General features: G+C 61.0%; 20 protein-coding genes and 2 tRNA genes. 4 read left to right on the top strand and 18 right to left on the bottom strand.

Annotated features, from left to right (window positions below; all coding sequences use genetic code 11):
- Positions 1-251 precede the first annotated feature (251 nt).
- The 8 genes from C6382_RS09200 to rnr form a co-directional block, all read right to left on the bottom strand.
- Complete coding sequence (locus tag C6382_RS09200; protein WP_107024195.1) at positions 252-2,555, bottom strand: YgiQ family radical SAM protein; 2,304 nt, start codon at positions 2,553-2,555, stop codon at positions 252-254.
- Positions 2,556-2,655: 100 nt separating this feature from the next.
- Positions 2,656-4,053 (bottom strand): replicative DNA helicase, encoded by a 1,398-nt coding sequence (gene dnaB, locus C6382_RS09205; protein WP_038615183.1) that lies wholly within the window; start codon positions 4,051-4,053, stop codon positions 2,656-2,658.
- A gap of 110 nt (positions 4,054-4,163) precedes the next feature.
- Positions 4,164-4,610: a 50S ribosomal protein L9 gene (gene rplI / locus C6382_RS09210; RefSeq protein WP_010221607.1), complete on the bottom strand. Its 447-nt coding sequence runs from the start codon at positions 4,608-4,610 to the stop codon at positions 4,164-4,166.
- Positions 4,611-4,631: 21 nt separating this feature from the next.
- Entirely contained in the window at positions 4,632-5,531 is a 900-nt protein-coding gene (locus C6382_RS09215; RefSeq protein WP_107024196.1) for a hypothetical protein, read from the bottom strand.
- A 36-nt stretch (positions 5,532-5,567) separates the two neighbouring features.
- Positions 5,568-5,798, bottom strand: coding sequence for a 30S ribosomal protein S18 (gene rpsR / locus C6382_RS09220; RefSeq protein WP_009403887.1), 231 nt, complete (start codon positions 5,796-5,798; stop codon positions 5,568-5,570).
- A 28-nt stretch (positions 5,799-5,826) separates the two neighbouring features.
- On the bottom strand, positions 5,827-6,252 hold the full coding sequence (gene rpsF, locus C6382_RS09225; protein WP_010221605.1) for a 30S ribosomal protein S6: 426 nt from the start codon (positions 6,250-6,252) through the stop codon (positions 5,827-5,829).
- Positions 6,253-6,464: 212 nt separating this feature from the next.
- A complete protein-coding gene (rlmB, locus tag C6382_RS09230) occupies positions 6,465-7,217 on the bottom strand; it encodes a 23S rRNA (guanosine(2251)-2'-O)-methyltransferase RlmB (protein WP_107024197.1) in 753 nt (250 codons plus the stop codon).
- Positions 7,214-9,805, bottom strand: coding sequence for a ribonuclease R (gene rnr / locus C6382_RS09235; RefSeq protein ID WP_107024198.1), 2,592 nt, complete (start codon positions 9,803-9,805; stop codon positions 7,214-7,216). Before rnr ends, rlmB begins: the two co-directional genes overlap by 4 nt.
- 267 nt (positions 9,806-10,072) lie before the next feature.
- Between rnr and C6382_RS09240 the strand changes: the two genes are divergently transcribed.
- The 4 genes from C6382_RS09240 to C6382_RS09255 all read left to right on the top strand — a co-directional run bounded on the left by C6382_RS09240 (position 10,073) and on the right by C6382_RS09255 (position 13,091).
- Positions 10,073-10,159: transfer RNA gene (locus C6382_RS09240), tRNA-Leu, on the top strand.
- A gap of 87 nt (positions 10,160-10,246) precedes the next feature.
- A tRNA-Leu gene (locus tag C6382_RS09245) sits at positions 10,247-10,333 on the top strand.
- A gap of 176 nt (positions 10,334-10,509) precedes the next feature.
- A complete protein-coding gene (locus C6382_RS09250) occupies positions 10,510-11,523 on the top strand; it encodes an extracellular solute-binding protein (RefSeq protein ID WP_107024199.1) in 1,014 nt (337 codons plus the stop codon).
- A complete protein-coding gene (locus C6382_RS09255; protein WP_107024200.1) occupies positions 11,523-13,091 on the top strand; it encodes an iron ABC transporter permease in 1,569 nt (522 codons plus the stop codon). Before C6382_RS09250 ends, C6382_RS09255 begins: the two co-directional genes overlap by 1 nt.
- Positions 13,092-13,171: 80 nt before the next feature.
- On the opposite strand, the gene C6382_RS09260 is transcribed toward C6382_RS09255, so the two are convergent.
- From C6382_RS09260 to C6382_RS09305, 10 genes are all read right to left on the bottom strand, one after another.
- Positions 13,172-15,106, bottom strand: a complete 1,935-nt coding sequence (locus C6382_RS09260) for a methyl-accepting chemotaxis protein (RefSeq protein ID WP_107024201.1) — start codon at positions 15,104-15,106, stop codon at positions 13,172-13,174.
- A 138-nt stretch (positions 15,107-15,244) separates the two neighbouring features.
- Positions 15,245-16,537, bottom strand: a complete 1,293-nt coding sequence (locus C6382_RS09265; protein WP_107024202.1) for an adenylosuccinate synthase — start codon at positions 16,535-16,537, stop codon at positions 15,245-15,247.
- Positions 16,538-16,591: 54 nt separating this feature from the next.
- Entirely contained in the window at positions 16,592-17,779 is a 1,188-nt protein-coding gene (locus C6382_RS09270) for an ATP phosphoribosyltransferase regulatory subunit (RefSeq protein WP_107024203.1), read from the bottom strand.
- A 275-nt stretch (positions 17,780-18,054) separates the two neighbouring features.
- On the bottom strand, positions 18,055-18,924 hold the full coding sequence (hflC, locus tag C6382_RS09275) for a protease modulator HflC (protein ID WP_107024204.1): 870 nt from the start codon (positions 18,922-18,924) through the stop codon (positions 18,055-18,057).
- A complete protein-coding gene (hflK, locus tag C6382_RS09280; protein WP_107024205.1) occupies positions 18,924-20,084 on the bottom strand; it encodes an FtsH protease activity modulator HflK in 1,161 nt (386 codons plus the stop codon). Before hflK ends, hflC begins: the two co-directional genes overlap by 1 nt.
- Before the next feature lie 96 nt (positions 20,085-20,180).
- Positions 20,181-21,482, bottom strand: coding sequence for a ribosome rescue GTPase HflX (gene hflX / locus C6382_RS09285; protein ID WP_107024206.1), 1,302 nt, complete (start codon positions 21,480-21,482; stop codon positions 20,181-20,183).
- A 12-nt stretch (positions 21,483-21,494) separates the two neighbouring features.
- Complete coding sequence (gene hfq, locus C6382_RS09290) at positions 21,495-21,755, bottom strand: RNA chaperone Hfq (RefSeq protein WP_028945676.1); 261 nt, start codon at positions 21,753-21,755, stop codon at positions 21,495-21,497.
- A 96-nt stretch (positions 21,756-21,851) separates the two neighbouring features.
- The gene (gene miaA / locus C6382_RS09295) at positions 21,852-22,823 is read right to left on the bottom strand and encodes a tRNA (adenosine(37)-N6)-dimethylallyltransferase MiaA (protein ID WP_107024207.1); all 972 of its coding nucleotides are present in this window, start codon (positions 22,821-22,823) and stop codon (positions 21,852-21,854) included.
- Between the two features lies 1 nt (position 22,824).
- Positions 22,825-24,726 (bottom strand): DNA mismatch repair endonuclease MutL, encoded by a 1,902-nt coding sequence (mutL, locus tag C6382_RS09300; protein WP_107024208.1) that lies wholly within the window; start codon positions 24,724-24,726, stop codon positions 22,825-22,827.
- Positions 24,723-26,147, bottom strand: coding sequence for an N-acetylmuramoyl-L-alanine amidase (locus C6382_RS09305; RefSeq protein ID WP_218276250.1), 1,425 nt, complete (start codon positions 26,145-26,147; stop codon positions 24,723-24,725). The genes mutL and C6382_RS09305 overlap by 4 nt, the downstream gene beginning before the upstream one ends.
- Between the last annotated feature and the right edge of the window lie 3 nt (positions 26,148-26,150).

A 26,150-nucleotide genomic window follows, 5' to 3' on the forward strand; every position in this document is an offset into this window, starting at 1 on the left:
GACATGTGCCATGTGGCCAAGCCAGCGATTGCGCGCTCACAGCAGGTACAGACGCACCAAAAGCGCACCGCAGCGAGGCTGCCGTGCAAGCCTTGCACAGATTTGAGGCTTTGCCAGGAAAAACATCACCCTGATGTGGGAGCGGGCTTGCCCCGCGATGTGGCCACTCCAGACAACACCCAATGCGTGGCCCGGACCGACGTCATCGCGGGGCAAGCCCGCTCCCACAGCCCGAAGGCTGGCGTTGTTGTTTAGCGCGGCAGAACCGGCTGGCGGGCGGGCTTCTTCTTGCCCTTGCCACCTTTAGCGGCTTCCTTGCGCTCCTTGGCTGCCTGCTGGTTGCGGGCAAAGGCCGCAGCCTTGGCCTGTTCGCGCTTGTCCCACGGATTAGAACCATCGCTGCCACGTGGCGGCAAGCCGGTATGCTGGGTCAGGATCTTTTGCTCTTTGGCTACCTTGTGGCTGCCCGCTGGCGTCGAATTCTTGCGCCGCGCACTCTGGTAGCTGTCAGTAGCAGGCTGGTGCAGCGGAATCAGCTGGTGCTTGCCTGGGCCGATCAAGTCGGCACGACCCATACGTTCCAGGGCTTCACGCAGCATCGGCCAGCCCTTCGGATCGTGATAGCGCAGGAAGGCCTTGTGCAAACGACGCTGCTGCTCGCTCTTGACGATGGTCACCGGGTCGCTCTTGTACGTGACTTTGCGTAGCGGGTTCTTGCCCGAGTGGTACATGGCCGTGGCCGAGGCCATTGGCGACGGGTAGAACGCCTGCACCTGGTCGGCACGGAAGCCATTGCCCTTGAGCCACAGGGCCAGGTTCATCATGTCTTCATCGGTGGTGCCCGGGTGCGCGGCGATGAAGTACGGGATCAGGTACTGCTCTTTGCCCGCTTCCTTGGAGTACTTCTCGAACATGCGCTTGAAGCGGTCGTAGCTACCGATGCCCGGCTTCATCATCTGATTCAGCGGGCCTTCTTCGGTGTGCTCCGGGGCAATCTTCAGGTAGCCGCCAACGTGGTGGGTCACCAGTTCCTTGACGTACTCCGGCGACTCCACCGCCAGGTCATAGCGCAGGCCCGAGGCGATGAGGATCTTCTTCACTCCCGGCAAGGCACGCGCACTGCGGTACAGCTTGATCAGCGAGGAGTGATCGGTGTTCAGGTTCGGGCAAATACCCGGGAACACGCACGATGGCTTGCGGCACGCCGATTCGATCTCGGGGCTCTTGCAAGCGATGCGGTACATGTTCGCGGTCGGGCCGCCGAGGTCGGAAATGACACCGGTAAAGCCAGGCACTTTGTCGCGGATCTCTTCGATTTCGCGAATGATCGACTCGTGGGAACGGTTCTGGATGATCCGCCCTTCGTGCTCGGTGATCGAGCAGAAGGTGCAGCCGCCGAAGCAGCCACGCATGATGTTCACCGAGAAACGGATCATGTCGTAGGCCGGGATTTTCTCCTTGCCATACGCCGGATGCGGGATGCGCGCATAAGGCATGCCGAACACGTAGTCCATTTCTTCGGTGGTCATCGGAATCGGTGGCGGGTTGAACCACACGTCCACTTCACCGTGTTTTTGCACCAGAGCACGGGCGTTGCCGGGGTTGGTCTCCAGGTGCAGCACACGGTTGGCATGGGCATAGAGCACGGCGTCCCCGCGAACCTTCTCGAACGATGGCAGGCGAATCACCGTTTTGTCACGGGTCATGCGCGGGCTTTCCAGGATCTGTACAACCTTGGCTTCGTTCGGGTCCTCGACCGGGCCCTTCTCCTGCTCGATGGCGCAGGCCTGAGTGTCCTGGGTGTTGACGTACGGGTTGATGATCTTGTCGATCTTGCCCGGACGGTCGATACGCGTGGAGTCGACTTCGTACCAGCCTTGCGGCGTGTCACGACGAATGAATGCAGTACCGCGGATGTCGGTAATGTCTTCGATCTTCTCACCGAACGCCAGGCGCTGAGCCACTTCAACGATGGCCCGCTCGGCGTTGCCGTACAGGAGGATATCGGCGCAGGCATCGATCAGGATCGAATGACGAACCTTGTCCTGCCAGTAGTCGTAGTGAGCGATGCGGCGCAGGGAAGCCTCGATGCCACCGAGGACGATCGGCACATGCTTGTAGGCCTCTTTACAGCGCTGGCTGTAGACCAGACTGGCGCGGTCCGGACGCTTACCGGCCAGGCCACCCGGGGTGTAGGCGTCGTCGGAGCGGATCTTCTTGTCGGCGGTGTAACGGTTGATCATCGAGTCCATGTTGCCGGCCGCGACGCCGAAGAACAGGTTCGGCTCGCCGAGCTTCATGAAGTCGTCTTTGGACTGCCAGTTCGGCTGGGCAATGATGCCCACGCGAAACCCCTGGGCTTCCAGCAGACGACCGATGATCGCCATGCCGAACGACGGATGGTCGACGTAGGCGTCGCCGGTCACGATGATGATGTCGCAGGAATCCCAGCCGAGCTGATCCATCTCCTCCCTGCTCATCGGCAGGAAAGGCGCTGGTCCGAAGCATTCGGCCCAGTACTTGGGATAGTCGAAAAGTGGTTTGGCTGCTTGCATGTCAGTGACCGGTAGCTAATCGATGAAAAATCGCGGGCGCGGAATATAGCACAAAAATTAACCAATTCCGACGCTAAAGGTCGGAATAGGTCAATTAGCCTTATTCATCGTCGTCGAAGTTGTAACTACCCGGCGCGAGGTTTTCGAAGCGCGTGTACTTACCGATGAAGGCCAGGCGGATAAAGCCGATCGGACCGTTCCGCTGCTTGCCGATGATGATTTCGGCGATACCCTTGTGCTCGGTTTCCGGGTGATACACCTCGTCACGGTAAACGAACATGATCACGTCGGCGTCCTGCTCGATCGCACCCGATTCACGCAAGTCGGAGTTCACCGGGCGTTTGTTCGGCCGCTGCTCAAGAGAGCGGTTGAGCTGCGACAGGGCCACCACCGGGCAGTTGAACTCTTTGGCCAGCGCCTTGAGCGAGCGGGAGATTTCGGAAATCTCGTTGGTGCGGTTGTCGCCGCTGGAACCAGGAATCTGCATCAGCTGCAGGTAGTCGATCATGATCAGACCGACTTCCCCGTGCTCGCGCACCAGGCGGCGGGTACGTGCGCGCATTTCCGACGGACTGATACCGGCGGTATCGTCGATGAACAGCTTGCGGTCATTGAGCAGGTTGACCGCCGAGGTCAGGCGTGGCCAGTCATCATCTTCCAGCTGACCAGAACGCACCTTGGTCTGGTCGATGCGGCCCAGGGACGACAACATACGCATGATCAGCGATTCACCTGGCATCTCCAGGGAATACACCAGCACCGCCTTGTCGCTGCGCAACACGGCGTTCTCCACCAGGTTCATGGCGAAGGTGGTCTTACCCATGGACGGACGGCCAGCGACGATGATCAGGTCGGCCGGTTGCAGGCCGCTGGTCTTCTCATCGAGGTCGGTGTAGCCGGTGGACAGGCCGGTGATTGCGCTGTCAGTGTTGAATAGCGTGTCGATACGATCGATGGCTTTGGTCAGCAGGTCGTTGACGCCCACCGGGCCGCCAGTTTTCGGTCGCGCTTCGGCGATCTGGAAGATCTGCCGCTCGGCTTCATCGAGGATTTCGGCAGCGTTACGCCCCTGGGGATTGAAGGCGCTGTCAGCAATCTCGTTGCTGATGCTGATCAACTGCCGCAGGGTCGCCCGCTCACGGATGATCGCAGCATAGGCCTTGATGTTAGCCACCGACGGGGTGTTCTTGGCCAGCTCACCGAGGTAGCCGAGGCCGCCGATTTGGGAACTGAGACCTTCCTTGTCCAGCTGCTCGTGCAGCGTCACCACGTCGAACGGGGCGTTCTGGTCGGCGAGCTTGTGGATGGCGCGGAAGATCAGACGGTGGTCATGCCGGTAGAAATCGCCGTCGGAGACTTGATCGAGCACTCGCTCCCAGGCGTTGTTGTCCAGCATCAGGCCACCGAGCACGGCCTGTTCGGCCTCGATGGAATGCGGCGGCACCTTCAGGGCAGAGGTTTGCAGATCATATTGCTCGGGGGCGGTTATCTCGTTCATGGCCACGCAGGAATCAGGGTGATGAAAAAGACAAAGGGCACGACCTGCAAAGCAGGATCGTGCCCGATGTTAACCGGCCGACACGCAGGGTGCCAGCCGATTGGTCCAGCTTAGGCTGCGACAACAACCACGCGAACGGTGGCTTCAACGTCGCTGTGCAGGTGCACGGCAACGTCGTATTCGCCGACGTTACGGATGGTGCCGTTCGGCAGACGAACTTCAGCTTTGGCCACTTCAACGCCAGAGGCGGTCAGGGCGTCAGCGATGTCGTGGGTGCCGATCGAACCGAACAGCTTGCCTTCGTCACCGGCGGTGGCAGTGATGGTCACTTCCAGCTCAGCCAGTTGGGCAGCGCGAGTTTCAGCCGAAGCTTTTTTCTCTGCAGCGATTTTTTCCAGCTCAGCACGACGCTCTTCGAACGCAGCCAGGTTGGCAGCGGTAGCAGCGGTGGCTTTGCCGAATGGCAGCAGGAAGTTACGACCGTAACCGGCCTTAACATTTACCTTGTCGCCCAGGTTGCCCAGGTTGGCGACTTTTTCCAGCAGGATCAGTTCCATTTGGTAATAACCTCTTAACTTTTAACCTTCACCGTTCGCGGAATCGTTATCGGCACCTTTCGGGGGTACCTTGCGACCGCGAAAATCAATCAGGCTGTCGACAATGGCCAAAACCACGAGCAACGGATAAGTCAGCTGCATGAACAGCAGCAGTGTCACGTACATCCCGACCAACCAGAACTTGCCCAGTCGACCTTGTGCCACCAGCCCATGCATCAGGGCAAGCCCTGCGAACATCAGCGGTACGCTGCACAGGGGCGTCAACATCGCCAGTTCAGGACCGAAATTCGGCCCCACCAGCATGAGCACCACCAGTACCAGCGTCGGCACCAGGGGAAGCCTGACCGCTTGAAACTCGCGACCAAAACCTCCCGGGTTATACAACACTGCCTGCCAGTAACGACCCAACATCAGGGCCAGCACACTGACGGTTTGCAACAATGCCGCTATCAGGCCGTTGAGCACCGGTGCGATCAGGCTGCCCAGGCGAGCCCGCTCCTCTACCGACAACTGCTGGTAGAGACCGTCGAGCATCTGCGGCAGGGCTTTTTCAAGCGCTCCAGCCAGAGCTTCGATCGGTTCGCGGAACACCGAACCCAGGACCACGCCATACGCCAGGCCCATGGCGATGCTGAACAACAGCACCCGGTTCCAGGATTGGCCGGCGCGCAACAGCGCAGCCAGCCCCAGCGTCCCCAGCAACACCATCAAGGTGCGCGGCTCGCCGAAGAACCACCAGGCCAACGCCGGCAATAATGCCCAGGCGAGGACTCCGGAGGCGTCCTTGAAACCGCGCCGCAGGAACACCAGGCTCCCGGCGGCGGCACTCAACCAGAACAACAGCGGCAACGCCGCACAACCCACCACCACCAGGGTGGCTTGCACGCGACCGCGCATGATGAAATCAGCTAAGGCGCGCATGCATTCTATCCTTTGCTACTTGTCGACGACCCGGTCTCAGCGGCCGTGGCTGTCGGTGTAGGGCAGCAGGGCCAGGAAGCGGGCGCGCTTGATAGCGGTAGCCAGCTGACGCTGATAACGAGCTTTGGTACCGGTGATACGGCTTGGAACGATCTTGCCGGTTTCGGATACGTAAGCTTTCAGGGTGTTGAGATCTTTGTAATCGATCTCTTTCACGTCTTCAGCAGTGAAGCGGCAGAATTTACGACGACGGAAGAAACGTGCCATGTAATAGGCTCCTCAAAAGGTCCGTGGATTACTCGTCAGCGTTATCGCTGTTGTCGCTGTCATTGCTGTCGTCGCCATCGGCGCTGTCAGCATGCTCAGGACGGTCGCGACGCTCACGGCGCTCACTGCGGTTTTCTTCAGCCTTGAGCATCTCGGACTGGCCGGTGACGGCTTCGTCGCGACGGATGACCAGGTTACGGATCACGGCATCGTTGTAGCGGAAGTTGTCTTCCAGCTCGGCCAGGGCCTTGCCGGTGCACTCAACGTTCAGCATCACGTAGTGAGCCTTGTGAACATTGTTGATTGCGTAGGCCAGTTGACGACGGCCCCAATCTTCCAGACGGTGGATCTTGCCGCCGTCTTCTTCGATCAGCTTGGTGTAACGCTCAACCATGCCGCCGACTTGCTCGCTCTGGTCAGGGTGGACCAGAAAGATGATTTCGTAATGACGCATGAATGCTCCTTACGGGTTGTAGTCTGCCACCAGAGTGGTCAGACAAGGAGTGAATGACACTGTATGTCTTGCCTTGGGTGGAGGCGCGTGAACGCCCGCCAACATGGCAAGGGGCGCAATTGTAGAGAAGCGCCGGGGGACAAGCAAGGGAATTGGTGAATTATTGAGCAACCCTGCAGGAGCTGATTCATCCGCTCCTGCAGGTGCAGGGGTCAGGTTTTGGCTTTGGCCTGGCGCTGACGAACGGCCTCGAACAGACACACTCCGGTCGCCACCGACACGTTCAGGCTACTGACGCTACCGGCCATCGGCAGCTTGACCAGAAAATCACAGTGCTCACGGGTCAGGCGACGCATGCCTTTGCCTTCAGCACCCATGATCAGGATGGTCGGCCCGGTCAGGTCTTGCTGGTACAGCTCCTGCTCGGCCTCGCCAGCGGTACCGACAACCCACAGGCCACGTTGCTGGAGCTTCTCCAGTGTGCGCGCCAGGTTGGTCACCGCCACCAGCGGGATCACTTCGGCAGCACCGCAGGCAACCTTGCGCACCGCCGGAGTCAGGGTTGCCGACTTGTCCTTGGGCACGATCACCGCCAAGGCACCGGCAGCATCGGCGGTGCGCAGGCAGGCGCCGAGGTTGTGCGGATCGGTTACACCGTCGAGCACCAGAATCAGCGGCGCGCCTTCGGTACGATCAAGCAACTCTTCGAGCATCGCCTCGCCCCATACCTGGCTCGGGCTGACCTCAGCCACCACGCCCTGGTGCACGCCCTCAACCCAGGCGTCCATCTCGCGACGTTCGGCCTGGCCGACTGCCACCCGGTTCTGTGCCGCCAGCTCCAGCAGCGACTGCAGGCGCGGCTCGCTACGCCCCTCCGACAACCAGATCTGTTTGACCCGCTTGGGGTGGTGACGCAACAGGGCTTCTACGGCGTGGACGCCGTAGATTTTTTCCAACTGACTCATGACTTGGCCTTGGGTTTACGTGATCCAGAGCCCGCTTTTGGCGGCCCCTTTCGATGCTTGCTCGGCTTCTCCGACGACTTGCCGCCTTTGGAGGCTGGCTTGCCGCTGGCGTGCTTGGCATCGGACATCAGTGCCTTCTTCATTTCCCGGCTTTTGCGCACTTCGGCGTTTTTCGCCGCAGCATGTGAGGGGAAGTAAGCTTCGGCGGTTTCGTTCTTCTTGCTGCGGCGCGCAGGCTCGGCCTTGGTCACTTCAGCCTTGTCGAGCACCGGAACAGACTTACCGTCTTGCGGACGCACGCCTTCAGACCGCTGCTTGCGACCAATCGGCGCCTTCAGTGTGTTCTCGGCCATCTCGAAGTCGATCTTGCGCTGCTCGAGGTCGACGCGCATTACCCGCACTTCAACCGTGTCACCCAGGCGGAAGCTGCGACCGGTGCGCTCACCGGCCAGGCGATGATGCACAGGGTCGAAGTGGTAGTAATCGCCCGGCAAGGCGCTGACATGCACCATGCCTTCGACGTAGATGTCGGTCAGCTCGACGAACAGGCCAAAACCAGTCACCGCAGTGATCACACCCGGGAAGCTCTCGCCAACGCGGTCTTTCATGTACTCGCACTTGAGCCAGTTGACCACGTCACGGGTGGCCTCGTCGGCCCGCCGCTCGCTCATCGAGCATTGCTCGCCAAGCTGTTCCAGGGTCGGCTCGTCGTACGGGTAGATGCGTGCCTTGGGGATGCTCATGGCACCGGCGCGCTTGACGTGCGGGGTTTCCTGACGCGAACGGATCACGCTGCGGATCGCCCGGTGGGTCAGCAGGTCCGGGTAACGGCGAATCGGCGAGGTGAAGTGGGTGTACGCCTCGTAATTCAAACCGAAGTGGCCGTTGTTGTCGGCGCTGTACACCGCCTGACTCAAGGAACGCAGCATCACGGTCTGGATCAGGTGGAAGTCCGGACGACCGGCGATGCCTGCCAGCAGCGCCTGATAATCCTTCGGCGACGGACCGTCTTTGCCTTTGTGCAGCGACAGCCCCAGCTCACCGAGGAAGGCGCGCAGTTTTTCCAGACGCTCCGGCGGCGGACCGTCGTGAACCCGATACAGGGCCGGAATTTCGTGTTTCTTGAGGAACTCGGCGGTGGCCACGTTGGCCGCCAGCATGCATTCCTCGATCAGCTTGTGCGCATCATTGCGTATGGTTGGCCGAATTTCAGCGATCTTGCGCTCGGAACCGAAGATGATCCGGGTTTCCTGAGTTTCGAAGTCGATCGCGCCACGGGTATGGCGGGCCGCCAACAGCACCTTGTACAGCGCATACAGCTGCTTGAGGTCCGGCACCACTTCGCTGTACTGCTCGCGCAGGGCTTTGCCTTCGCGGGTACGGGCATGCTCGAGCATGCTGCTGACCTTGTTGTAGGTCAGGCGCGCGTGGGAGTGGATCACCGCTTCGTAGAACTGGTAATCGACCATTTGCCCGGACTTGTTGATGGTCATTTCACAGACCATCGCCAGGCGGTCGACGTGCGGGTTCAGCGAGCACAGGCCGTTGGAGAGTTCTTCAGGCAGCATCGGAATGACGCGCTCGGGGAAGTACACCGAGTTGCCACGCACCTGAGCTTCGGCATCCAGGGCCGAGCCCAAGCGCACATAACTGGAAACGTCGGCGATCGCCACGTACAGGCGCCAGCCACCGGAAAACAGGCGTAGCTTGCCCAGGCTCTCGCAGTACACCGCATCGTCGAAGTCGCGGGCATCTTCGCCGTCGATGGTAACGAACGGCAGATGGCGCAGGTCGACGCGATGCTCTTTGTCCTTCTCTTCGACTTCCGGCTTGAGCTTGCGCGCTTCCTTGATCACGGCTTCTGGCCAGACGTGGGGAATGTCGTAGCTGCGCAGGGCAACGTCGATTTCCATGCCCGGCGCCATGTAGTTGCCGATCACTTCAGTGACATCGCCCTGAGGCTGGAAGCGCGGGGTCGGCCAGTGGGTGATCTTCACCTCGACGAACTGACCGATCTTCGCTCCACCGTTACGCCCCGGAGTAATCAGCACTTCCTGCTGAACCTTGGGGTTGTCCGGGGTGACGAAGCCGATACCGCCTTCTTCGAAGTAGCGGCCAACGATGCTTTCGTGGGCACGCGAGATCACTTCGACCACCACGCCTTCACGGCGGCCGCGGCGATCCAGGCCGGAGACGCGGGCCAGGGCACGGTCGCCATCGAACACCAGGCGCATTTGTGCCGGGCTGAGGAACAGGTCGTCGCTGCCGTCATCCGGGATCAGGAAACCGAAGCCGTCGCGGTGGCCGGCGATGCGGCCGAGGATCAGGTCGAGCTTGTCTACCGGGGCATAGGTGCCGCGCCGGGTATAGATCAGCTGACCGTCACGCTCCATCGCGCGCAGGCGGCGGCGCAGGGCTTCGATCTGGTCTTCGGTGGTAAGACCGAACTCTTCGACCAGTTGCTCACGGGCAGCCGGCGAGCCGCGCTCGTCCAGACGCTGCAGGATCAGCTCACGGCTAGGAATAGGGTTTTCGTATTTTTCCGCTTCACGAGCGGCCTCGGGATCGAGGGTCTGCCAATCGGCCATTAGGAGGGGTTCACCTTGTCTATATAAGGGTTAGTTTGGCATAGGCGTATTGAAACCGGAAATTTCAGGCTTGGACAGCCCTGTCAGAGCCCCCTGGATGCTGCCAAAACCATCATAAGGAACAACGACTTGAATTTTTTAAGATTTTTTCTGAACGGGGCTTTACAGCGCTCAGAGGCATCCGTATAGTGCGCACCACAACGACGGACACCGTCGTTATAGTTGAGATGCAACCTGATGTGAAGCATCATTTGACCTCAGCGAAATGCCCAGATGGTGAAATTGGTAGACACGCCAGCTTCAGGTGCTGGTGACCTTACGGTCGTGGAAGTTCGAGTCTTCTTCTGGGCACCAATTTCAAATCTTAGAACTGCCCCGCGCTTCTGAGATTTACTGTGACACGCTACACTGTTTTCGTTACAAGCTACACCGCTTCATTTTGCCCAGATGGTGAAATTGGTAGACACGCCAGCTTCAGGTGCTGGTGACCTTACGGTCGTGGAAGTTCGAGTCTTCTTCTGGGCACCAATTCAGATCAAACCCGCGAAAGCGGGTTTTTTCGTTTCTAACCCCCCCATTTTCTTCCTTGCCGCTTCGAAACAACCGATAGCCTGCTCATGAAATTCCCCTCATCCAGGCATTTGAGAAGCGATATCGTTTATCATTGTTTCCAGATATGTAGCCGCAAGCGAGGAAGTACCCGCATGACGTTCCGCAATGCCCCCCTATTGCGCGGCCTGGCCGTTTCTCTTTTGACCATGCTGCTCGGCGCTTCCGCCGCCATGGCTGCCGACCCTGTTTCACTGACCTTGTACAACGGCCAGCACAAGGAAATCGGTGAAGCCATCGCCAAGGCCTACGAGGCCAAGACCGGCATCCACATCAATATTCGCAAGGGCAGCAGCAACCAGCTGGCCAGCCAGATCATCGAAGAAGGCGAGCGCTCGCCTGCCGATGTCATCTACACCGAAGAGTCGCCACCGCTGAACAACCTGGGCGAACTCGGCCTGCTGGCCAAAATCGACGATTCGACTCTGCAGGTGCTACCCAAGGAATTTGTGGCAGCCAACGGCACCTGGATGGGTGTGACTGCACGCACTCGGGTGGTGGCGTTCAACCCCAAGGTAATCGACGAGAAAGACCTGCCGCCCTCGGTCATGGACTTCGCCGATCCCGAATGGGAAGGCAAGATTGGCTTCGTGCCTACCAGTGGCGCCTTCCAGGAGCAGGCCGTGGCCATCCTCAAACTGCACGGCCGCGACGCCGCCGAAGAGTGGCTGACGGGCCTTAAGGCCTTCGGCAAGACCTACACCAACAACATGGTAGCCCTCAAGGCCGTGGAAAATGGTGAAGTGGCGGCGGTGCTGGTCAACAACTACTACTGGTACGCCCTGAAAAAAGAACGCGACCAGCTGGATTCGAAACTCTACTACCTGGCTGACGGCGATGTCGGCGGCTTGATGACCATTTCCGGCGCCGCTGCCGTGAAGGCCAGCAAACACCCGGAAGAGGCCCAGGCCCTTCTGGCCTGGATGGCCAGCGAAGAAGGTCAGCGCGTGATTACCCAGACCACCGCCGAGTACCCACTGCACAAAGGCATGGTTTCCGACCAGGGCCTGAAGCCGTTCGAAGACCTGCGCCCACCGAAAATCAGCCCAGCCGACCTGGGTAACGCCGAAGAAGCCCTGGAACTCGAACGCGAAGTTGGCCTGCTCTGATGAGCGCAGTCGAACCCGCACCGGTGTTGACTAGCCGCTACGTCCCCAAGCGCAAGCGACCTTCGACCTGGGTCGTGCTACCGGTCCTGTTGCTGGTCGGCCTGAGCCTGCTCCCCCTGCTTTACGTGGCCCTGAAAGCCTGGGAAGCCGGTCTGCGGGAAGCCTTGCACCTGCTCTGGCGCCCGTTTGTCTGGGGCCTGATGCGCAACACCCTGATGCTGATGACCGGCGTCACCCTGGCCTGCATGGCCCTTGGCGTGTCGCTGGCCTGGCTGCTGGAGCGCAGCGATCTGCCAGGGCGGCGTCTATGGGGCGTGATTCTGTGCCTGCCCTTCGCCGTACCGGCTTTCGTCAGCGGCTTTACCTGGGTGTCGCTGAGCCCGCGCTTCGAAGGCCTGGGCGGCGCCATCCTGGTGATGAGCCTGTCCAAGTATCCGCTGGTGTTCCTGCCGGTGGCCGCGACCCTGCGCAACCTCGACACCTCGCTGGAAGAGTCGGCGCGCACCCTGGGACAAAATCGCTGGGGCGTGTTCTTCAGAATCACCCTGCCGCTGCTCTGGCCATCGATTCTCGGCGGCAGCCTGCTGATTGCCCTGCACATGCTGGTGGAGTTCGGCGCCCTGTCGATCCTCGGCCTGCAGACGTTCACCACGGCAATCTACCAGCAGTTCGAACTGGAATTCAGCAACGCCAACGCGGCGATGCTGTCGGCGGTATTGCTGTTCATGTGCCTGCTGATGCTCTGGTTTGAACTACGCGTACGCGGCAAGGCCCGGCATGTACGCATTGGCCAGGGCGTGGCGCGACGCGGCGCGCCGATCCGCCTGCGTGCCTGGATGCCAGCTGGGCAACTGTATTGCCTGATCCTGGCACTGCTGGGCAGCGGCATTCCACTGGGCATGCTCGGTTACTGGTTGAGCGTCGGCTCGTCCGCAGCCTTCCCGGTTGCCGACATCAGCCGTGCACTGTTCTCGTCGCTGTCACTGTCGCTGGGGGGCGCGGGCTTGAGCTTGCTGTTGGCGCTGCCGGTCAGCTTCCTGGTGGTACGCTATAAAGGCCGCCTGGCGATCTGGGCCGAGCGCTTGCCCTACTTGTTGCACGCCCTGCCCGGCCTGGTGATCGCCTTGACCCTGGTGTATTTCGCTTTGCACTACGTGCCAGCGCTGTACCAGACCAGCGGATTGTTGCTGCTGGCCTATGCCCTGCTGTTTCTGCCACTGGCCCAGGCGCCGGTACGCACAGCACTGAACAAGGCGGCACCGCAGCTTGAAGAAGCGGCGCGCACCCTTGGAGCGACACAGTTCACGGCGTTCTGCAGAGTCACCCTGCCGATTATCTTCCCAGCCCTGGCGGCGGCATTTGCCCTGGTGTTTCTCGATGCCATGAAGGAACTGACCGCAACCCTGCTGCTCAGCCCGACCGGTATGACCACCTTGGCCACTGAAGTCTGGGCGCACACCGCTAACGTCGAGTTCGCGGCGGCGGCGCCTTATGCAGCACTGCTGATTCTGGTGTCGGGGTTACCGGTGTATCTGCTGACTACGCGGATGTATCTGAACCGCGCTTGAGGCTCTGTGAAAAAGCATCGCGGGGCAAGCCCGCTCCCACAGTGAACGTCTGTGGGAGCGGGCTTGCCCCGCGATTGCTTTCAGGCGCGGAACTGTCCGAGGCTAGCTTTGAGCTGTGCCGCCAAATCATCAAGCACCTTGCTACTGGCAGTGGTCTGCATGACCACCTCTGCAGCGCGCTCGGCCTGGACATGAATAGTCTGCACTCGTCCACGCACAGCCTGAGCCCCTTGCGCCTGTTGCTCAGCCGCGCGGGTGGCCAGGCCTATGGCCGCATGCACCTGCTCAACCGAGGCCTGCACCGACTGCTGCAAGCGCGCATTGTCGCGCAGCACCAGCAAACCTTCGCTGGCCTGACGCCCGGCTTGACTGATCGCCGCCACCGCTTCCTTCGCCCCTTGCTGCAGCGCACCGATATGCGCCTGGATATCGCCGGTTGAACTCTGGGTCTTGCTTGCCAAGGCTCGCACCTCATCTGCGACCACCGCAAAGCCACGCCCGGTCTCACCCGCCCGCGCTGCTTCGATCGCGGCATTGAGCGCCAACAGGTTGGTCTGCTCGGCGATACCGTGAATCACCGTCAGCACCACCTCGATCTGCTCGCTTTGCTGAGCCAGGCGCTCGATGACTTTCGAACCGGTTTCAACTTGCCCGGCCAGCTCTTCAATGAGCTTGGCCACCTGGGTCGAGGTACGACTGTTCTCATCGGTGGCCTGGCGAATATCCACTACTTGCTGCAAGGCCGACTGCATGGCGTGACTCTCGGCCTGGGCTTCATCAGCCATGGTCGACAAATCGCGCAGGCTGGCCGCCACCTCATCACGCTGCAGTTCGGCCGCAGCATCGGCGCCGGCATTGCGCTGGGCCATGACGCCAATCTCGACACCCGTACGCTGAGCCACCTCGCCCGCCTCCCGGACGATTGGCTGCAACTTGTCGACAAACTGGTTTACGGCAGCCGCCATATCACCAATCTCGTCGCGGCTATCGATGGTCACGCGCTTGGTCAGGTCACCCTCACCCGCCGCCAGATCGTTGAGCGCAGCGATCAACAGGCGCAGCTTGTTAACCACCCGCCGCCCCAGCACCACGGCCACCACCAGCAGCACGCCGAGCCCGACCAGCGCCAAGCCTACGCCGATATTCCAGCGCAGCGTTGCCGCGGCCTCCTGGACACTCTGCGAGGTGTTGGCCTGCATGCCCGCAGCACTGGCCTGTGCGGCTTCCAGGCGCGCGCGCAGGGCCTTGTTACTGTCAGCTGCGGCGCCCACCAGGCTCTCGCCAACCAACTGATCACCACTGGAGATCAAGGCCGAGAAGCGCTTGTCGAGGGCGAGCAGCTCGGCATCCACAGTCGCGGTGGAAACGCCCATCAGCACCTTGCCGATCTCGACGCCGTTAGGGCTGATCGGCGCTTCAACGAAGTACACCGAGGGATCATTGCGTGCGGCATCCAGAACCTTGTCCAGCGCCCGCTCGCCCTTACCCTTTCCAAGCAAGGCCTGGTTGATCGGATTCTGCCGGTTCAGGTAGCGGGTCAAGTGCTGACCTTGGGCATCGTCGTACACCACAAACAGCACATTGGGGTTGCGCTGGGCACGCCGGGAGAACTCGGACAGGGTCGGCACATCGTTGTCCCACATGGCCCGCGGGGCAACCGAGGCCAGCAGTTCAGCCATATCGTTGGCCGAGTCCTTGAGGTTTTTCTCCAGGGTCGCCCGCAACTGGACCTGTTCGTCCTGCAGACGAGTCGAGAGCCCAGCGGTCAGACGCTGACGGGTACTGGCGGACAGGCTGTCGAGCCCGGCACTGACCTCCTGCCCGGCCTGCTCAAGTTCGGCGGACAGTTTCTGGCTATCGGCACCCAATCGTTTGCCCAAATCAGCCTCAAGTGTGGTGACCGTGCTCCGGGTCAGCGCGACCGCGACCAGCACCTGCACCAAAAGAGCGATACCAAGGGCAACAAAGACCGGCCGCAACAGGCGGCTTCGTAACAGTGAGAGAACGGCAGACACGTGAGAACCCTCTACTACTGGGGCCATTAATATGATGGCAACCCGAAAGTGATTCTTACAGCAAAGGTTGTGCCGAACAGCAGACAGAAACGACAAAGGCCCCTATGCAGGGGCCTTTGCTTTTACATCAATCGCGAATCAGGCGAACGGGTGACGCAGAACGATGGTCTCGTTGCGGTCCGGGCCGGTGGAGATGATGTCGATCGGCGCACCGACCAGTTCTTCCACACGCTTGATGTAGGCACGGGCGTTGGCCGGCAGTTCTTCCAGGGTCTTGGCACCCAGGGTCGACTCGCTCCAGCCCGGCATTTCTTCGTACACCGGCTCCAGGCCGATGTAGCTGTCAGCGTCGGTTGGCGCGTCGATAACAGCACCGTTCTCGTTCTTGTAGCCAACGCAGATACGGATGGTTTCCAGACCGTCGAGCACGTCCAGCTTGGTCAGGCACAGGCCCGAGATGCTGTTGACGTCGATAGCGCGACGCAGGATCACGGCATCGAACCAGCCGCAACGACGGGCACGACCGGTGGTAGCACCGAACTCGTGGCCGCGCTTGGCCAGGAAGGCACCGACGTCGTCGAACAGTTCGGTCGGGAACGGACCCGAGCCAACGCGCGTGGTGTAAGCCTTGGTGATACCCAGGATGTAGTCCAGGTACATAGGACCAACGCCCGAACCGGTAGCGATGCCGCCAGCGGTGGTGTTGGAGCTGGTGACGTACGGGTAGGTGCCGTGGTCGATGTCCAGCAGCGAACCCTGGGCACCTTCGAACATGATGTCCTTGCCGGCGCGACGCAGGTTATGCAGCTCGGCAGTGACGTCGAGCATCATCGGCTTGAGCAGCTCGGCGTACTCCATGCACTCGTCCAGGGTTTTCTGGAAGTCGATTGCAGGCTCTTTGTAGTAATTGACCAGCACGAAGTTGTGGTAGTCCAGCAGCTCGCCGAGCTTGGCGGCGAAACGCTCGCGGTGGAACAGGTCACCGATGCGCAGGCCGCGACGGGCAACCTTGTCTTCGTAAGCCGGACCGATACCACGACCGGTGGTGCCGATCTTCTGCTCGCCACGGGCTTTTTCACGAGCCTGGTCCAGGGCAACGTGGTAGGACAGGATCAGCGGGCAGGACGGGCTGATACGCAGGCGCTCGCGCACCGGAACACCCTTCTCTTCCAGCTTGTTGATTTCACGCAGCAGGGCGTCCGGGGCAACCACCACGCCGTTGCCGATCAGGCACTGTACGCCTTCGCGCAGCACGCCAGACGGGATCAGGTGCAGCACGGTTTTCTCACCGTCGATCACCAGGGTGTGACCCGCGTTGTGGCCACCTTGGTAGCGCACTACGGCGGCAGCATGTTCGGTCAGCAGATCAACGATCTTGCCTTTGCCCTCATCACCCCACTGGGTGCCCAGGACTACGACATTCTTACCCATAACACTTGTCCTCATTCGCGCAAACTTGGCGCCGGCTCGTACCGGCGGGGAATCTCAAATGGCCAGCGGCAGTACCTGCCAAAGCCCGTTTTGCTGAATCAATTGCCGATCGCAATCCGCCTCGATGGCGGCAGTCAATGGCTGCCCAGGCAACGCCTGAACCACTCGCTGACCTTCACTGCGCAATTGGCAGACCAACTGCCAGAGTGCTGCATCGCTGCTGTCGGGCATCCAGATCCCGCCAGACGGCAATACAACCTCGGCCCGCCCCAGTGTGACCAGGGTCTTCAAATCCGTGGAGAAACCGGTGGCCGGGCGCGCCCGGCCAAAGTCCGCTCCGATGTCATCGTAACGACCGCCCTGGGCGATCGACTGACCAACGCCCGGGACGAAGACGGCAAACACTACACCGGTGTGGTAGTGATAACCGCGCAGCTCGCCCAGGTCGAAATACAGCGGCAGCTCGGGATAACGCGTCGCCAGTCGCTCGGCGATCGCCATCAGGTCATCCAGGGCTGCCAGCACCGCAGCCGGCGCACGCCCCAGACGCACGCGCGCCTCGGCCAGCACTTCACGACCACCGCACAGCTCGGTCAGCGAACGCAGCATCGCGGCAAGATCCGCCGGCAGGTTGGCGGTCAGCTCGATCACTTCATCGATGGCCTTGCGCTGCAGGGCATCAAACAGCTGCTGCTCAACCGCACCAGACAAACCGGCCGCACGGGCCAGGCCGCGGTAAATGCCGACATGACCGAGGTCCATGTGCACATCCGGCACGTCGGCCAGTTGCAGCATGGCCAGCATCAGGCTGATTACCTCGACGTCGCTGACCGGGCTGGCGTCGCCATACAGCTCAGCACCGAGCTGGATCGGGCTGCGCGAAGTCGACAGCGCCCGTGGCAAAGCATGCAGCACGCTACCGGCGTAGCACAGGCGGCTCGGCCCCTCACGACGCAGGGTGTGCGCATCGATACGCGCGACCTGCGGGGTGATATCGGCACGAAAGCCCATCTGCCGCCCCGACTGCGGGTCAATGACCTTGAACGTGCGCAGATCCAGGTCCTGGCCGGCACCGGTGAGCAGCGATTCCAGGTACTCGATATGCGGGGTGACGACGAACTCGTAACCCCAGCTCTGGAACAGATCCAACACCTGACGACGCGCGATTTCGATGCGCGCCGCCTCAGGTGGCAGTACTTCTTCGATGCCATCTGGCAGCAGCCAGCGGTCTACCGTTGCCATTACGCCATTTCCCCTTTGGTCCGGGCGGCCTGCCCGCAGGCTTGCCTTGAGTGAAGCAGGTATCGCCAAACTATGACGCGCAGCACTGATTCCAGCGCAACCGCCGTGCCGATACCCTCAAATACCTTGGGCTGCTCTGTAGACCGGAGACCGCTTGCGGCCGTTCGATCTTGCAGACGCAAAAAAGCCGGGAATTTCCCGGCTGCCGCATCATACACCCGTTTTCTCACAGGATCACCCCGCCAGGCGTTTTAACCGCCCGACGGGGTGCAACCTTACGGCTTGGCTTTGTCCATAAAGCGGAAGAAATCGCTATCCGGATCGAGCACCAATATATCGCTCTTGTTGGCAAAGCTCTCGCGGTAGGCCTTGAGACTACGGTAGAAGGCGTAGAAGTCCTGGTCCTGACCATAGGCCTTGGCATAGATCGCCGCCGCCTGGGCATCACCATCACCACGGGTTTCTTCCGATTCCCGATAGGCTTCAGCCAGCAGCACACGGCGCTGACGGTCGGCGTCGGCACGAATACCTTCGGCCAGCTCGTTACCCTTGGCGCGGTGCTCACGGGCTTCACGCTCACGCTCGGTGCTCATACGCTCGAACACGCTGCGGTTCACTTCTTTCGGCAGGTCGATGGCCTTGACGCGAACGTCGACCACTTCGATGCCCAGCTCCTTGCTGGCCATGCGATTGAGCGAGGCAGTGATGTCAGCCATCAGTGCGTCACGCTCACCGGAGACCACTTCGTGCAAGGTGCGCTTACCGAACTGGTCACGCAGGCCGCTTTCCAGACGACGCGACAGACGCTCGTCGGCAATCTGCTTGAGGCCCGAAGTCGCGGTGTAGAAACGCTCGGCATCCTTGACCCGCCATTTGGCGTAGGCATCAACCATCACCGCTTTCTTTTCCAGGGTCAGGAAGCGCTGGGTCGGTGCGTCCAGAGTCATCAGGCGAGCGTCGAACTTGCGCACCTGGTTGACGTAAGGAATCTTCACATGCAGACCAGGCTGAACATCGGCCTGAACCACACGACCAAATTGCAGCAGCACCGCACGTTCGGTCTGGGCCACGATGTAGAAGCTGTTCCAGGCCACGATCGCCAGCACCACGCCAACGATCAGGGCGATCAGCGATTTATTGCTCATCAGCGGCTCTCCCTAGAACGCAACTGTGTTTGCTGCTGTTGCAGCTCCGCCGCCGCGCGATTGGCCGCGTCGTTGGCCGAAGCCGGGACGCTGACAGGGGCACTGCTGGTACGGCTGCCTTCAACCATCTTGTCCAGCGGCAGGTACAGCAGATTGCTCTGGCCATCCTTGCCGGAAACCAGGACCTTGCTGGTGTTGCTGTAGACTTCCTGCATGGTGTCCAGGTACAGGCGCTGACGGGTCACTTCAGGGGCCTTGCGGTACTCGGCGACCAGCTTGGTGAAACGATCAGCCTCACCCTTGGCACGCGAGACGACTTCGTCGCGGTAACCATTGGCGTCCTCGATGATCCGCTGGGCCTGACCACGGGCTTCCGGCACCACGCCATTGGCGTAGGACTCGGCCTGGTTACGGGCACGCTGCTCGTCTTCACGGGCACGGATCACGTCGTCGAAGGCTTCCTGCACTTCACGCGGGGCTGCCGCGCTCTGTACGTTGACCTGGGTAACGGTGATACCGGTACGGTAGGTATCGAGGAAACGCTGCAGGCGCTCCTTGATTTCCACGGCCATCTGCTCACGACCTTCGGTCAGTACCTTGTCCATGGCGGTGGAACCCACCACATGGCGCAGGGCGCTGTCGGTCGCATGCTGCAGGCTGACTTCAGGCTGATCGACGTTCAGCACGAAATCCTGCAGGTTGGTGATCTTGTACTGCACGGTCAGCGGCACTTCGACGATGTTCTCGTCTTCGGTGAGCATCTGCCCCTGTTTGGTATAGGCACGCTCACGCGTGACGTTTTCCATGTACTTGCGATCGATCGGCGGGAAGTAGATGTTCAGGCCCGGCCCTACGGTTTCGTAGTATTTGCCGAAGCGCAGCACTACTGCCTGCTCCTGTTCGTCGACCACATACACGGCGCTGTACAGCCAGATAGCTGCCAGCACGGCCAGCCCGATGCCGAGCAGGCCGAAGCCCCCGCCCTTGCCGATGCCGTTGTCACCGCCGCGTTTTTTGCCACTGCCGAACATGCCGTTCAGGCTGTCCTGCAGCTTGCGGAAGGCCTCGTCGAGATCCGGCGGCCCTTTCTTGTCGCCACCACGGCGCCCGCCCCACGGATCCTGATTGTTCGAGTTGCCACCCGGCTCATTCCAAGCCATAGCGCTCTCCATCTGATAAAGCAAAGACGCACCCACGGCGCGCCGTCCAATGCTACAGAATGCCTGTCACGGCTGCCCGACCGCGTCGTCGGGCTTTTATTGCAAAGTGTGTTGCTCGATGAACTCCGCTGGCTTCAAGCCTTCGCGAGTGACCAGGCGATTGAACTCGACCCGCGACACCCGAATGGCCAGAAGACTGCTGCCTTCATCGTCGTGCTCTTCGCCCTGCACTGCGCCCAACGCAAAGAACTGCGCGCGCAATCGCGCAAATCGCTGCTCAAGGCGCAAGGTTCCGATAAACAGGTCATCCCCCAGCAACTCGGCGACTGCCTGCCCCACCAGTTCCAGGCCGCGCCCATCACGCGCCGAGACCCAGACCCGCTGCGGCTTGCCGTCGGCATCGCGCTGAATCTGCGGCTCGACACCGTCAAGCAGGTCGAGTTTGTTATAGACCTCGAGGATCGGCAAGCCTTCTGCACCAATCTCCCCCAACACCGCCATGACCTGCTCGATCTGCTCCATCCGATCAGGCTCATGAGCGTCGATCACATGCAGCAACAGATCAGAGTTGCTCGACTCTTCGAGCGTAGCCCGAAAAGCTTCGACCAGCTTGTGTGGCAGGTGGCGAATGAAACCCACGGTATCGGCCAGCACGATCGGCCCGACGTCGTCGAGCTCAAGCCGGCGCAGGGTCGGGTCGAGAGTCGCAAACAACTGGTCGGCCGCGTAGACCTCGGATTGGGTCAGGGCATTGAACAGGGTCGATTTGCCGGCGTTGGTATAGCCGACCAGGGACACCGACGGGATATCTGCCCGCTTACGCCCGCGGCGAGCCTGCTCGCGTTGGCTGCGGACCTTTTCCAGACGCGCCTTGATCTGGCGCAGACGCACCCGCAACAGGCGCCGGTCGGTTTCCAGCTGGGTTTCACCCGGACCGCGCAGACCGATACCACCTTTTTGCCGCTCAAGGTGTGTCCAGCCGCGTACCAGCCGCGTGCTCATGTACTCAAGCTGGGCCAGTTCGACCTGCAGCTTGCCTTCATGGGTACGCGCCCGCTGGGCGAAGATATCGAGAATCAGACCGGTGCGGTCAAGCACGCGACACTCGAAGACTCGTTCGAGGTTACGTTCCTGACTGGGGGTGAGGGTGTGATTGAAAATCACCAGATCTACCTGCTCGGCGCTGACCAGGTCGCGCAACTCCTCGACCTTGCCACTGCCAATCAGGTATTTGGCGCTGGGCTGATGTCGCGCCACATTGGCGAACGCGACTATATCGGCCCCAGCCGACAGTGCCAGCTCCCGAAACTCCTGCGGATCTTCGCGCGCCTCAGGGTTCTGACCTTCCAAGTGAACGAGGACCGCCCGTTCACCACCACCGTGGCGCTCAAAGAACAAAGCAGACTCCTATCAGGCGTTACCTGGCTCAGCGTCGCCATGCTCGGATTCGGATGCACTTGGCAGACGGATCGGACGCACAGGAACCACTGTCGAGATGGCGTGCTTGTAAACCATCTGGCTGACGGTGTTTTTCAGCAGGATCACGAACTGGTCGAAGGATTCGATCGTGCCTTGCAGCTTGATGCCGTTCACCAGATAGATCGAAACCCCAACTTTTTCTTTTCTCAAAGTATTCAAGTAAGGGTCTTGTAGCGAATGCCCTTTTGACATATGCCGCACTCCTGTAAGGATCAATAGTAAAAAAATCAAAGAAAAACTGATGGCTCAAGCCGCCCCACCCCAAGGATAGACGGCAATTGCAAGGACTCAGCTCAATATGGAGACCGATCCCAGGTATTTCAAGGTGCGAGACAGATTGTCGCAAGCCAGGCTGTCCAACCAATGCAGGTCAGCCCAACTACGCAACCAGGTGAATTGCCGTTTCGCCAATTGGCGAGTGGCAATAATGCCGCGCTCCCGCATTTCAACCGATGTTAACTTGCCATCAAGATGATCCCAGACCTGGCGATAACCAACCGCCCGTATAGACGGCAGTCCCGCATGCAAGTCACTTCTGGCCCGCAGCAATCGGACCTCGTCAACGAAGCCCTGTTCCAGCATTTGCCCAAATCGTAGCGCAATTCGCTCGTGCAACAGCTGACGATCGTTTGGCGCAATGGCCAGGCTGGCGACAGTATAGGGCAAATGACCCGCCGCCAAAGGGCCTGCGGCGCTACTTTCCGCGGATTGACGCTGGCGATGAGCTGTCATTGTCAGGCCGCTGACCCGATAAACCTCGAGCGCGCGAATCAGGCGCTGGGGGTCATTGGGGTGAATTCTCGCCGCCGACTCCGGGTCAACCGCCGCCAACTGCTGGTGCAGCCCTTGCAGTCCGAGGCGTTCGGCCTCTTCTTCGAGTTCGGCACGCACCTGCGGGTCGGCCGCGGGCATGTCAGCCAGGCCTTCGAGCAGGGCCTTGTAGTAAAGCATGGTGCCACCGACCAGCAGCGGTATTTTGCCGCGCGCGGTGATATCGGCCATGGCCTGCAGCGCGTCACGACGAAAATCGGCAGCCGAATAGCTTTGGGCCGGGTCGAGAATATCGATCAAGCGATGTGGATGGGCCGCCAGTACTTCTTTAGAGGGCTTGGCGGTGCCGATATCCATGCCTCGATAGACCAGCGCCGAATCGACACTGATCAACTCGCAAGGCAAGACCTTGGTCAGCTCGATAGCCAGATCGGTCTTGCCCGCCGCGGTCGGGCCCATCAGGAATATCGCGGGGGGGTTGCCACTCATTTTATCGACCGCGCAGGAACAGTTTGTCCAGATCGTCCAGGCCCAGCTGGGTCCAGGTCGGTCGGCCATGGTTGCATTGACCACTGCGCTCGGTGTTTTCCATGTCGCGCAGCAGGCCGTTCATTTCTGCCAGCGCCAGGCGCCGGTTGGCGCGAATGGCGCCGTGGCACGCCATGGTGCCGAGCAGTTCGTTCAAGTGCGCCTGAATCCGGTCGCTGGTGCCGTACTCCATCAAGTCGGCCAGCACATCCTGAACCAGGCGGTTGGCTTCGGCCTGCTTGAGCAGTGCCGGGATCTGGCGGATCGCCAGACTTTCCGGGCCCAGGCGCTGCAATTCGAAGCCCAGGCGCTGGAACCATTGGGCATGCTCTTCAGCGCAATCGGCCTCACGCTGGCTCAGCGCCAGGGACTCTGGCACCAGCAGCGGTTGGCCGCTAAGCCCTTCACTGGCCATGGCCACTTTCAGGCGCTCATACATGATGCGCTCATGGGCTGCGTGCATGTCTACCAGCACCAGACCCACGGCATTCTCGGCAAGGATATAAATACCCTTGAGCTGCGCCAGGGCATAGCCCAGTGGCGGGATATCGCCTTGACCGTCGGGCAGTGTGGCGGGCGCCGCCTCGTTCAATGGGGCAAAGAATTCACGGTAGACACTCTGCGCCTCGGCAGCCGGAACTGCCTGGGCCGGGCGCGGGCTGTACTGATACTGGTATCCGCCACCGCTACCACTGCCGTTGCCCATGGGGCGCACACCCGGCTCGGCCACCGGCTGTTCGAGCAGGTTGGCGGCCAGGCGCATTTCGCCCTGAGGGCCAAATTCGCCCGCCTGGATACCACTGGGGCGGATGATTTCGCTGGTCGCGGCGGGCGCGGCCAGTTGATCTTCCGGACGCACATCGGCCAAGGCCCGATGCAAGGTGCCATAAAGGAAGTCATGAACCATGCGCCCATCGCGAAAGCGCACTTCATGCTTGGTCGGGTGCACGTTGACGTCGACACCAGTGGGGTCGACTTCGAAGAACAGCACGAAGGTCGGGTGCCGACCGTTGAACAGTACATCGCGATAAGCCTGGCGTACCGCGTGGGCAACCAGCTTATCGCGCACCGCACGGCCGTTGACGAAGAAGTACTGCAAATCGGCCTGGCTGCGCGAGAAGGTTGGCAAGCCTACCCAGCCCCACAGGTGCAAACCGTTGCGCTCGACTTCGATCGGCAACGCCTGCTCAAGAAAGCCCGGGCCGCAGATCGCCGCCACGCGGCGGGCACGAGCGGTGTCATCCTGGGCTTCGTGCAGGCTGAGAATGCTCTTGCCGTTGTGACGCAAGTGAAAGCCCACATCAAAGCGCGCCAGCGCCAGGCGCCGGATTACTTCCTGCAGGTGATCGAATTCGGTTTTCTCGGTCTTGAGAAACTTGCGCCGGGCCGGGGTATTGAAGAACAGGTCACGCACTTCTACCGAGGTGCCAACCGGATGCGCTGCCGGTTGCACCCGGGGGGCCATGTCGCGGCCTTCGGTTTCCACCTGCCAGGCCTGCTCGGCGTCGCGGGTTCGCGAGGTCAGGGTCAGGCGCGCGACCGAGCTGATCGACGCCAACGCCTCACCACGGAAACCCAGGCTCATGACCCGTTCGAGGTCTTCCAGGTCGCGAATCTTGCTGGTGGCGTGACGAGCCAAGGCCAGAGGCAGGTCATCGGCAGCGATACCGCCGCCATCATCGCGTACCCGTAGCAATTTCACGCCGCCCTGCTCGACTTCCACGTCGATGCGCCGGGCACCGGAGTCCAGGCTGTTCTCCAGCAATTCCTTGATTACCGACGCCGGGCGCTCGACCACCTCACCGGCAGCGATCTGGTTCGCCAGCCGCGGGCTGAGCAGCTCGATCCGCGCACTACCGGTCATTGCTGGGACGCCAGGGCGGTAGTAGGGATATGCAGACTCTGGCCGACCTTCAACTCATCGGTCTTGAGGTTGTTGGCAGAACGCAGGCTGGCCACGTTGACCTGATAACGCACCGCGATCATCGCCAGCGTCTCGCCCGGCCGCACGCTGTGTTCGCGCGGCCCCTGAGCGATCTTGCCGCTGTCGCGCAGGAAGGCAATGTATGTGCCTGGTGGCGGATTTTGCTGGAAGAACTGGCGCACGCCGCTGTGAATCGAGCGCGCCAGCGATTGCTGGTGGCTCGGGGTGGCCAGTTTGGCTGCCTCGTTGGCGTTGGAGATAAAGCCGGTTTCCACCAGGATCGACGGGATGTCCGGCGACTTGAGCACCATGAAGCCCGCCTGTTCGACCCGGCGCTTGTGCAGCGGCGTAACCCGGCCCATGTTACCCAGCACCTTCTGTCCGACGTTGAGGCTGGAACTGAGCGACGCGGTCATCGACAGGTCTAGCAGCACGCCGGCGAGCATGCGGTCCTTGTCATCGAGGCTGACGTTGCCGGCGCCACCGATCAGGTCCGAGCGGTTTTCACTGTCCGCCAGCCAGCGCGCGGTTTCCGAAGTGGCGCCACGATCAGACAGCGCGAACACCGAAGCCCCGAAGGCCGCCTTGGACGGCGCAGCGTCGGCGTGGATCGAGATGAACAGGTCTGCGCCCTTCTTGCGAGCGATCTCGGTACGCTTGCGCAGTGGAATGAAGTAGTCGCCGGTACGCGTCAGTTCGGCACGGAAACCTTTCTCGCTGTTGATCTGACGCTGCAGCTCTTTGGCGATCGACAGCACGATGTCTTTCTCATGCTGGCCCCTGGAGCCCGAAGCACCCGGGTCTTCACCACCATGACCGGCATCGATGGCGATAACGATGTCACGCTTGCCATTGGGCACAGGGGTCAGCTTGATGGCAGGCTGCGCTGGCGTCACCGGCACAGCTGGAGCAGTGGCCACCGGAGGGGTTGGCGGTGGTGAGACGGCGTCGGTGGCCTGGTCGAAAAGGTCGACGACCAAACGGTTGCCATACTGGGCGTTAGGCGCCAAGGTGAAACTCTTGGGGGTAACCGACTTGCTCAGGTCAACCACGACACGCAGGTCGGTAGGTGTGCGCTGGGCCGAGCGTACACTGGTAATCGGGGTGTTGGAGGTCGACACGGTCAAGGGGGCGGCCAGGGTCGCGCCATTGATGTCGATAACCAGGCGATCCGGGGCGGTCAGGGTGAAGACACTGTGCTGCACAGGCCCGGAGAGGTCGAACACCAGCCGTGTGTTATCCGGCGCTCGCCACAAACGCATACTTTTGACTTGCGTGACGGCCAAAGCATCAACAGTCACCGCCGTAAGCAGCAATCCTACGACCGCAACCAGTGCGCGAATGCGCATACCTATCCCCATTTT

Source organism: Pseudomonas sp. BBP2017, assembly GCF_003024385.1.
Classification (GTDB): Bacteria; Pseudomonadota; Gammaproteobacteria; order Pseudomonadales; family Pseudomonadaceae; genus Aquipseudomonas.

Coding starts and splice junctions, on each gene's coding strand:
- C6382_RS09200 (WP_107024195.1), bottom strand. CDS start 2,555: ATGCAAGCAGCCAAACCACTTTTCGACTATCCCAAGTACTGGGCCGAA.
- dnaB (WP_038615183.1), bottom strand. CDS start 4,053: ATGAACGAGATAACCGCCCCCGAGCAATATGATCTGCAAACCTCTGCC.
- rplI (WP_010221607.1), bottom strand. CDS start 4,610: ATGGAACTGATCCTGCTGGAAAAAGTCGCCAACCTGGGCAACCTGGGC.
- C6382_RS09215 (WP_107024196.1), bottom strand. CDS start 5,531: ATGCGCGCCTTAGCTGATTTCATCATGCGCGGTCGCGTGCAAGCCACC.
- rpsR (WP_009403887.1), bottom strand. CDS start 5,798: ATGGCACGTTTCTTCCGTCGTCGTAAATTCTGCCGCTTCACTGCTGAA.
- rpsF (WP_010221605.1), bottom strand. CDS start 6,252: ATGCGTCATTACGAAATCATCTTTCTGGTCCACCCTGACCAGAGCGAG.
- rlmB (WP_107024197.1), bottom strand. CDS start 7,217: ATGAGTCAGTTGGAAAAAATCTACGGCGTCCACGCCGTAGAAGCCCTG.
- rnr (WP_107024198.1), bottom strand. CDS start 9,805: ATGGCCGATTGGCAGACCCTCGATCCCGAGGCCGCTCGTGAAGCGGAA.
- C6382_RS09250 (WP_107024199.1), top strand. CDS start 10,510: ATGACGTTCCGCAATGCCCCCCTATTGCGCGGCCTGGCCGTTTCTCTT.
- C6382_RS09255 (WP_107024200.1), top strand. CDS start 11,523: ATGAGCGCAGTCGAACCCGCACCGGTGTTGACTAGCCGCTACGTCCCC.
- C6382_RS09265 (WP_107024202.1), bottom strand. CDS start 16,537: ATGGGTAAGAATGTCGTAGTCCTGGGCACCCAGTGGGGTGATGAGGGC.
- C6382_RS09270 (WP_107024203.1), bottom strand. CDS start 17,779: ATGGCAACGGTAGACCGCTGGCTGCTGCCAGATGGCATCGAAGAAGTA.
- hflC (WP_107024204.1), bottom strand. CDS start 18,924: ATGAGCAATAAATCGCTGATCGCCCTGATCGTTGGCGTGGTGCTGGCG.
- hflK (WP_107024205.1), bottom strand. CDS start 20,084: ATGGCTTGGAATGAGCCGGGTGGCAACTCGAACAATCAGGATCCGTGG.
- hfq (WP_028945676.1), bottom strand. CDS start 21,755: ATGTCAAAAGGGCATTCGCTACAAGACCCTTACTTGAATACTTTGAGA.
- miaA (WP_107024207.1), bottom strand. CDS start 22,823: ATGAGTGGCAACCCCCCCGCGATATTCCTGATGGGCCCGACCGCGGCG.
- mutL (WP_107024208.1), bottom strand. CDS start 24,726: ATGACCGGTAGTGCGCGGATCGAGCTGCTCAGCCCGCGGCTGGCGAAC.
- C6382_RS09305 (WP_218276250.1), bottom strand. CDS start 26,147: ATGGGGATAGGTATGCGCATTCGCGCACTGGTTGCGGTCGTAGGATTG.